At 34.1% G+C, this 7,670-nt stretch carries 11 protein-coding genes; 5 read left to right on the forward strand and 6 right to left on the reverse strand.

The window, feature by feature from the left end; all coding sequences use genetic code 11:
* Positions 1–180: 180 nt before the first annotated feature.
* Both ACTQ5K_RS24925 and ACTQ5K_RS24930 read left to right on the forward strand, forming a co-directional pair.
* Positions 181–627, forward strand: coding sequence for a MarR family transcriptional regulator (locus tag ACTQ5K_RS24925; RefSeq protein WP_441994423.1), 447 nt, complete (start codon positions 181–183; stop codon positions 625–627).
* A gap of 93 nt (positions 628–720) precedes the next feature.
* Positions 721–1,929, forward strand: a complete 1,209-nt coding sequence (locus ACTQ5K_RS24930) for an MFS transporter (RefSeq protein ID WP_441994424.1) — start codon at positions 721–723, stop codon at positions 1,927–1,929.
* A gap of 270 nt (positions 1,930–2,199) precedes the next feature.
* Here the strand turns inward: ACTQ5K_RS24930 and ACTQ5K_RS24935 are convergent, their stop codons facing one another.
* The 6 genes from ACTQ5K_RS24935 to sigY all read right to left on the reverse strand — a co-directional run bounded on the left by ACTQ5K_RS24935 (position 2,200) and on the right by sigY (position 5,133).
* A complete protein-coding gene (locus ACTQ5K_RS24935) occupies positions 2,200–2,976 on the reverse strand; it encodes an ABC transporter permease (protein WP_284561791.1) in 777 nt (258 codons plus the stop codon).
* Positions 2,973–3,863 (reverse strand): ABC transporter ATP-binding protein, encoded by an 891-nt coding sequence (locus ACTQ5K_RS24940; protein ID WP_441994425.1) that lies wholly within the window; start codon positions 3,861–3,863, stop codon positions 2,973–2,975. Before ACTQ5K_RS24940 ends, ACTQ5K_RS24935 begins: the two co-directional genes overlap by 4 nt.
* A gap of 12 nt (positions 3,864–3,875) precedes the next feature.
* A complete protein-coding gene (locus ACTQ5K_RS24945; RefSeq protein ID WP_082169286.1) occupies positions 3,876–4,010 on the reverse strand; it encodes a PLD nuclease N-terminal domain-containing protein in 135 nt (44 codons plus the stop codon).
* 68 nt (positions 4,011–4,078) lie between these two features.
* Complete coding sequence (locus ACTQ5K_RS24950; RefSeq protein WP_048718379.1) at positions 4,079–4,285, reverse strand: hypothetical protein; 207 nt, start codon at positions 4,283–4,285, stop codon at positions 4,079–4,081.
* Positions 4,272–4,607, reverse strand: a complete 336-nt coding sequence (locus ACTQ5K_RS24955) for a YxlC family protein (RefSeq protein ID WP_349205493.1) — start codon at positions 4,605–4,607, stop codon at positions 4,272–4,274. Before ACTQ5K_RS24955 ends, ACTQ5K_RS24950 begins: the two co-directional genes overlap by 14 nt.
* Positions 4,591–5,133, reverse strand: a complete 543-nt coding sequence (sigY, locus tag ACTQ5K_RS24960; protein ID WP_441994426.1) for an RNA polymerase sigma factor SigY — start codon at positions 5,131–5,133, stop codon at positions 4,591–4,593. Before sigY ends, ACTQ5K_RS24955 begins: the two co-directional genes overlap by 17 nt.
* A 299-nt stretch (positions 5,134–5,432) precedes the next feature.
* On the opposite strand from sigY, the gene ACTQ5K_RS24965 reads away from it, so the two are divergent.
* From ACTQ5K_RS24965 to ACTQ5K_RS24975, 3 genes are all read left to right on the forward strand, one after another.
* Positions 5,433–5,792, forward strand: a complete 360-nt coding sequence (locus tag ACTQ5K_RS24965) for a hypothetical protein (protein ID WP_441994427.1) — start codon at positions 5,433–5,435, stop codon at positions 5,790–5,792.
* 478 nt (positions 5,793–6,270) lie between these two features.
* A complete protein-coding gene (locus ACTQ5K_RS24970) occupies positions 6,271–6,780 on the forward strand; it encodes an NUDIX hydrolase (protein WP_048718374.1) in 510 nt (169 codons plus the stop codon).
* Between the two features lie 14 nt (positions 6,781–6,794).
* On the forward strand, positions 6,795–7,337 hold the full coding sequence (locus ACTQ5K_RS24975; RefSeq protein WP_048718371.1) for a 2'-5' RNA ligase family protein: 543 nt from the start codon (positions 6,795–6,797) through the stop codon (positions 7,335–7,337).
* The last annotated feature ends 333 nt before the right edge of the window (positions 7,338–7,670 follow it).

Raw genomic sequence — 7,670 nt, forward strand, 5'->3', positions numbered from 1 at the left:
AAAAAACGAAATTTTGATGAAAGAAAATGTTTAGAAAGCGGATACAAAATTAAAAGTTTTATTTTATAAAAAGGGAGCTAAAAAAACTCCCACAAAAACTTGACTCAATCGTATCGTTACACTTTGTTGCAACAGAAACAAAATCTGGGTATACTGAATATAAATCAGGGAGGATTTATCATGGATAAAAGACAGCAGTTAATGAGCGAGCTTATGGATTTATGTAATGAAATAATTTGGCTTAATAAACCAGAACTTGAATCGGCCCTAAATGGATATACATTGAACGAAATAGAATTAATCGAAAAGATCGCCCTAATCCCAAATGCAAATGTGACAAAACTTGCAGCTGCAAGTTATATGACTCGAGGCGCAATAAGTAAGCTCACCAAGAAGCTTCTAGCTAAAAATATTATTGAGAGTTATCAAAATGCTGAAAATAAAAAAGAAATATATTTTCGGTTAACAGCTAATGGGAAGAAAATAAATAATATCCATCAAGAATTACATGGGCTGTTTCTTAAACGTGACAAAGAAGTATTTAAAAATATGACTGATGATGAATTTGATACTATTTTTCGTTTCATTGGTCGATACAGGTATCATTTGAAAAATATCACGAGATAAAGTGGTATTTTTTTATTTTTGTATATTGTTGACAAGGAAACAATAATGGAGTAAACTTTTTTGTTGACATAGAAACAAAAAAGGAGAAATAGTATGAAGACTTCAATCAATAAACATGCACTAACATTTGGGTTTATCTTAGTCTTTTTAACTGGTATGGGATTGACTATTGTAATCCCCGTTTTACCTTTTTTAGTAAAATCTTATACCAGTAATCCAAGCGCTCAGGCTACGGCGGTAACATTGCTTTCTTCTATCTACGCACTTTCTGTATTCTTGGCAGCACCGGTCTTAGGAGCATTAAGTGATAGATATGGTCGTCGTCCTGTTTTAATTATTAGTCTGCTCGGTTCTGCTCTAGGCTATTTTGTATTTGGTCTTGGAGGGGCGCTTTGGGTCCTTTTTCTTGGACGAATCATAGAAGGTTTAACAGGGGGGGAAATATCAGCAATTTTTGCTTACTTTGCTGATATCACTCCTTCTAATGAACGCACTAAATACTTTGGTTGGATTAGTGCGGTTGTCGGGGTTGGGACTACTCTAGGTCCTACAATCGGTGGAGTACTTGCGAATTTCGGGAATAGTGTACCTATGTATGCAGGTGCCGTAATTACATTATTCAATGCTATATATGGATATTTCTTTATGCCTGAAAGTCTTGAAAAGTCTAGACGCTCTTCTAGTATTTCTCCTAAATATCTTAATCCGTTTATACAACTATCAAATGTTTTTTCTTTTAAATTTGTTAAATGGCTCATGATTGCTGGATTCTTAATTTGGATTCCTAATGGATCATTACAAGCTATTTTCTCTCAATTTTCAATAGATACATTTGCGTGGCGGGCGTTGCTTGTCGGGTTGGTATTTTCAATAATAGGGGTGCTTGACATCTTCTCTCAAGCAATTATTATGCCAAGGTTACTTAAATATTTATCAGATAAAAAAATTGCACTTTTAGGTATGATAAGTGAAATGATAGGTTTTAGTTTTATTGCTGTTTCAGCATTCAATGCGTATTATCCAGTCTTTATCGTAGGAATGATTTTCTTTGGACTCGGAGATTCTATCTTTGGTCCAGCATTTAATGGCATGCTTTCAAAATCCGTTGACCTTAACGAACAGGGACGTATCCTGGGTGGTTCTCAAAGTATTCAATCGCTAGCTCGATTCATTGGACCGATTATTGGTGGACAGTTGTATGGAAGAGTTAGCCATTCTACTCCTGCTATCATGGGTGTGATATTAATTGGAGTTGCCGCTCTTGTTTTTTCAAAGCAGCATCGGTGGATCCGCTATAAATAACTTTTAGGATTATCCTATAACGGATAATAGGAAATAATAAATAATGCTTCAGCTAGTCTTCGATTAATTTTGACATGTATACACATTGAATGAATAACTAACAGTTTAGCAATAAAACAGGGGAAGTGGAAGGAGAAAGATCTATCTATGGATTATATTCTATTTAAACCCATAAGCATCTATTTGGTAGATGCTTATGGGTAGAATTGGTATAAGTAGTTCTTTTGGGGTAGCATAATCTTTTCTTATTTTTGAAATAGGGTGACCTTATTAGAAACGCTCCAATCGCCTAAATGTGAATACTGCTAGTGCTAAAAGAATTATTGATGATAGGATAGTTGTAAAAATAGGTAGAAGGAATATGTCATTACTTTGATTGTGCATTAAAATACTTGTTGCTCCATTTCGAAGTGTTGCAGGACTCCATTTCATATATTTGGTTATAAGTCCAGTGAGTAAGGAAAGTGCAGCTAGGAATGTTAAGCTTACGCCTGCGATACCGCCAGTATTTCTTAAGAGTGTTGCTATCCAAATTGTGAAAGTGAGAATAAAAATAATCCATAGGCTATATATTAGGAAGCTAGTGAGTACATCTATCCAAGGAACAGGTGAAAACAGTAAATTAGTATAGTACCAAGTCAAAACATAGCTTAAAAATAGAGAAGATAATGCGATGATAACTTGACTTGACCATTTACTGGCTATGTATTGAAAGGCAGAAACAGGACGTGCCATAATAAGGGTAAGCACATTATTTTGCCGTTCATGAGAAATAATTCCCATCGTGGCTAGGACGAATAAAAGAGTACCAATTGTTCCATATTGAGATAAAGTAGCTGCGAGCACTTCTGCTCCTGTAGGAACTGGGAATTCAATCTTCGCTCCCACGGGTAAGTTTCCAGCTTTTTCAATAATTTGTGGCATATAGTAAGTTGAAATTGGTTGGGAGACGCCTAAAATCATCATTACAACTGGAAGCCAGATCCATTTCCCGTTTCTTTTACTTTCTAGCATTTCTTTTTGAAATAAAGTTAAAAAGTTTTTCATATGTCTACCACCTTCATATAGGCATCCTCTAAAGAATCCTCCATAACTTCAAATCGTTGTATTGTGTATCCTCTACTTATTAGGACAGTTAATAAATCATTTGTTTGTAAAGAAGGTGTAATTTCTAAAATGGTTGCATTATTATCAGTCGTAAAGTGAATAGCTTCCGGTTTTATTAATTCATCGAATGCATTCTTTATAGGTTCTATTGTTTCAATATGGATAGCTGTATGCGAAAAGACTTTTTTTAAGTCAATTAAAGAACCCTCCCACTTTATTTCTCCTTCCTTTAACATAAGAACTTCATCGCAAACTTGTTCTGCATCATGAAGGACATGTGTGGAAAAAAGGATTGTCATCCTTTCTTTTAATTTTTCCATAAGTATTAAAACTTCCCTTCTCCCTGTAGGGTCTAAGGCGGAAACTGGTTCGTCTAGGATCAATAGTTCTGGCTGATGTAAAATAGCTTGTGCTAATCCGAGCCGTTGCTTCATTCCACCAGAAAAACCTCCGATCTTTCGGTTCTTTACCTCTGTTAGCCCAACGAATGAAAGGCTGTTATTAACATATTCTATTAAACGTTGTTTAGGAACACCTGATAGTTTTCCAGCGAAATACAGAAATTCCACGGGAGTCATCCAATTAAAAAAAGTGGGATGTTGGGGCATAAAACCAATATGTTTACGATAATCCTTTTCTCCGTTATAAGATATAGAGCCTTTTGTCGGGGATAGCAAACCCGCAAGCATATGAAGCGTGGTTGTCTTACCAGCTCCATTTGGCCCTAATAGTGCTGTGCAACGACCTTTTTTAATGTGAAAAGTGATTCCTTTAATCGCTTGATGGTCATTAAAACGCTTTTGTAATTGATTCACTTGTACGAACATCTTAATGCCTCCTTAAGTATTTTTTCTTCCTATTACAAAATATAAAATGGATCCGAATAAACTAACGATTAGGATAAGTAGAATCCATAACCATTTTGGTCCGTTTGTTTCTTCTTGCTTGATGCAGCTAATGAGAGCAGTGAGCATTAATATGAATTGGAGAATAAGGACGGGAGCTATTAATGACCAGTTTACTTGTAATAATTCTTCCAAAGTTATTTCTCCTTTCGTACTTTTCTTTTTTTAGGCAAGATAATTAGTAGGAAGTAAAGAATTGATGGAAGTGGAAGCGAAATCAATCCCCAAATTCCCCAAAACCATGCAATGCTTGCATTTTTTTTCGCATGAATAAACAGAAAAGTTCCCTGTGCTAACAGAGCGAGGAAAAGCAAGATTAATAAATAAGGATTAATTTCTGTCATCAAATATCTTCCCTTCTTGTTTGTGTATTAATATAAAGTAAATTAGAGGAGCAACTATAATAGATATAACCTCCATAATGACTATGGTTTGAAAGTCTAGAAATGCAATCATTGATAAAAAACTCAGTAAAAGGACGGCTGTTACCATAAACAGCTTCAATTCTTTATAGAAAGCTTTTTTCTTTTTTAGTTGAGAGTTTTGTAGCTGCTCTTTTATGAAAAATGAAGAAGGTTCCTTGCTGAAAGGAAGATTTTCAAGGTGATTCCAATCTTTTTGTAAATCCTCAATAAGCTTATCTGTTTGATTATGATCTTTCGTCATAGGCTGCCCACTCCTTTCTAAGTCTTTTGATGCCGTTGTGAACCCGAGATTTAACCGTTCCTGATTTAATCTGAAGTAGTTCGCCGATTTCTTCATACGTGTAGCCGTAATAATGATGAAGAAGGATGGGGATACGAAACTCTGCTTCTAAATTATTAAAATCAGTAAATGTGTCACTCCATTCTATCCCTTTGGAATTCGCTTTCCATGTTAGTTGTCGTGATAAAGCTATTTTTGTTTGATTTAACCAATTGACTTCCCGTTTCTTTTTTCGAAGTTGGTCGATATATAGTCGTGAAGCAATAGAAATCATCCAGGTTGAGAACTTACTGTCTCCCTTAAAAGAGTTAAGGTTTTCGTAGCATTTAAGCATGGTATCCTGTGTAAGATCTGAACTTATTTCTTCATTTAAAGTAAGTTTTAGTAAATATTTATATAGGAATGAATAGTGTAATTGAAATAAATCTATGAAGGCATCTTCATTTCCTTCCTTTGCAAGTTTAATAAGTCTTTTCTCGTTGTCCAAAGTTAAATCGATGCCTCCTTTCTTTTTCAAATCATAAGACGGTTAATCTCAGTAAATCGTTCATTAAATATAATTAATTTTTTAAGGCTACATTTATTTTACGATAATTCCTCCTTAAATTAGAGAAAGTGAGGTGTACTCAATAATAGGGATGTATGTTAAAATTTTATTAAATTTATGCAATTCTGAATTTTTTTTGAAAAAATTGGTGTTCATAGACTTTTTAGGTGTTGGAAAATACAGAGATACGGTCAAAAATCGGAATGTAGTTAAATATATGAGAGAAGTAAGATGAATGATTGAGAGAAGGGTTTGCAGAAACTGTTTTCCTTAGTCGTATCAATCAAGAGTATATATACTTCCTCATAAAAGGAGTAGGAATAGCTGAAGATTGGAATCATTACCGACGTTCATGGAAATGGTCCGGCTTTGAACGCTGTGCTGCAAGAAATAGATACAAGGAAAGAATTTATTGTTTAGGGGATATGATAGGGATTGGACCAGATACAAACGAGGTTTTAGGCCTTTTGTTTTCCAAAATGGACAGTTCAATGATTACAGGTAACCATGATGAAGCGATTCTGGCGCTACTTAAAAGAGAAGAGTATCCTCTCAGTCATTACGCGCATCAAAGTACATCATTAATGGATCGCAGATAATATGAATAAATCCTATATTCCTAATTTAGAAAAGTTACCACAAACTATTGATACAATAATAGAAGGTCATTCGGTTCTATTTACACATTATCATATAAAAGAATCAAAACGAAATAGTCATATTAGCCAAGAACCCTTTAGTGAAATTGTTGAACCGTCATTCAAACCTATTAACGGTTTATTTAAAGGGTATAATAAAGAGTTGATCTGTTTTGGACACAATCATCCCATTTATTTTTTTCAAAGCAAAAAAAGGCTTTTCTAAATCCAGGATCTTTTGGGTGTAATCTTCAACCAATAGCTTCATATGCAATTGGAAATATAGATAAGAAGAAAATAGAAATTAGTCTAGAAAAAGTAGTTTATGATAATTCCTTTTTCTTTGAGTCGTATGAGACTTTGAAAGTACCAGATCGTGAATTTATTATTAATATATTTCATGGGGATCAAAACAGAAAGGATGGAAAGGGGTTATAAGATGCGGTTTAATGAAAGGATTGGTCTGGATATAAGCGATGAACATCATAAGATTCATCGGCGAGTAGCGGTAAGGGCTGTAATAATTGAAAAGCAAAAGGTTTTACTTATGCAAACAAATAAAGGTGACTTTAAATTTCCAGGGGGAGGAGTTGAAGGAAATGAGGGACTGGAAGAAGCGCTATGGAGGGAGGTAAAAGAAGAAACTGGTTATACTCATTGCACAGTTAAAGAATGTATGGGGAAAGTAATAGAAAATCAAGTAGATCAGGACGATAAGCAAGCATATTTTCAAATGGTATCTCATTATTACATGTGTGAGCTTACGAATAAGGGAAAAGTGGAAAAAGAGTTAGATGCGTATGAGTTTGAACTCGATTTTAAACCTGTATGGATATCCGTGGGTAAGGCTATAGAAGAAAATGAATATGCCGTATCTCAATTTAATTGCAATCCTTGGGTTGCTAGAGAAAATTTAGTTTTGAAAAAAATAAAAGACTTTTTATACTGAAGGAGAAGAGTGGGATGTATGCAGTAATTGCATTATTTGATGTAGTATTAGAACAAAGAATAAAAAAGATATGGGAAGAATTAGAGAGTAACGGAATCTCCTATTATGCGAGAGAAGTGGAGGATAGAGTACCTCATATTACACTAGCAAGCTATAAGGAAGTCTCTCTTACGCACTTTATACATGAGATGGAAACCTTCTATAGAAATAAGGGGAAAATCCAGGTTGATTTTCAAACTGTAGGATCTTTTATAAATACGCCAACACTATTTTATTCTCCAACTGTAACTAAAGAGTTAATCGAGTTACATTCGAGTCATCATCGACATTTTGATTCATTTAACAATGATGAAGAGTCATTATATCTTCCAGATAAATGGGTTCCACATTGTACCTTAGCTAATAGACTTTCTAAAGAAGAGTTGCAGGAAGCATATAGCTATTGTTTAAAGATAAGTGAAAAGCTAGAAGGGGAAATTAACCGAATAGGGTTAATTAGAATAGATAGTTCGAAGCATGCTCCAGTTATATATTCTAAGAGTTTAATAGAATTGTAAAAAAAAACGTAAAAAACAGTTGACGATTAAATAGATAATTGTTATTATATAAAAGTTGCTTCTAACAGCAACATAATATGATAATTTAATAGTGAAAAGATATCTTGAAAAAAGTTATTGACTTTCACTTGATGAATATGGTATTATATAAAAGTTGCTTCTGATAGCAACAACCGAATTGTTCTTTGAAAACTGAACAAACAAACGTCAACAATAATCGTGTTATAACGAATGTTATAGAATGACAACAAGTAATAAAAAGCTAGAGTTTAGCAATGAGCTAATCAACTCTTTATTGGAGAGTTTGATCCTGGCTCAGGACGAACGCTGGCG

The organism is Niallia sp. Sow4_A1 (assembly GCF_052116745.1).
GTDB lineage: Bacteria > Bacillota > Bacilli > Bacillales > Cytobacillaceae > Niallia > Niallia hominis.

Coding starts and splice junctions, on each gene's coding strand:
- ACTQ5K_RS24950 (WP_048718379.1), bottom strand. CDS start 4,285: ATGACAGAAATTAATCCTTATTTATTAATCTTGCTTTTCCTCGCTCTG.
- ACTQ5K_RS24940 (WP_441994425.1), bottom strand. CDS start 3,863: ATGTTCGTACAAGTGAATCAATTACAAAAGCGTTTTAATGACCATCAA.
- ACTQ5K_RS24970 (WP_048718374.1), top strand. CDS start 6,271: ATGCGGTTTAATGAAAGGATTGGTCTGGATATAAGCGATGAACATCAT.
- ACTQ5K_RS24925 (WP_441994423.1), top strand. CDS start 181: ATGGATAAAAGACAGCAGTTAATGAGCGAGCTTATGGATTTATGTAAT.
- ACTQ5K_RS24955 (WP_349205493.1), bottom strand. CDS start 4,607: ATGACGAAAGATCATAATCAAACAGATAAGCTTATTGAGGATTTACAA.
- ACTQ5K_RS24975 (WP_048718371.1), top strand. CDS start 6,795: ATGTATGCAGTAATTGCATTATTTGATGTAGTATTAGAACAAAGAATA.
- ACTQ5K_RS24935 (WP_284561791.1), bottom strand. CDS start 2,976: ATGAAAAACTTTTTAACTTTATTTCAAAAAGAAATGCTAGAAAGTAAA.
- ACTQ5K_RS24945 (WP_082169286.1), bottom strand. CDS start 4,010: ATGCTCACTGCTCTCATTAGCTGCATCAAGCAAGAAGAAACAAACGGA.
- ACTQ5K_RS24930 (WP_441994424.1), top strand. CDS start 721: ATGAAGACTTCAATCAATAAACATGCACTAACATTTGGGTTTATCTTA.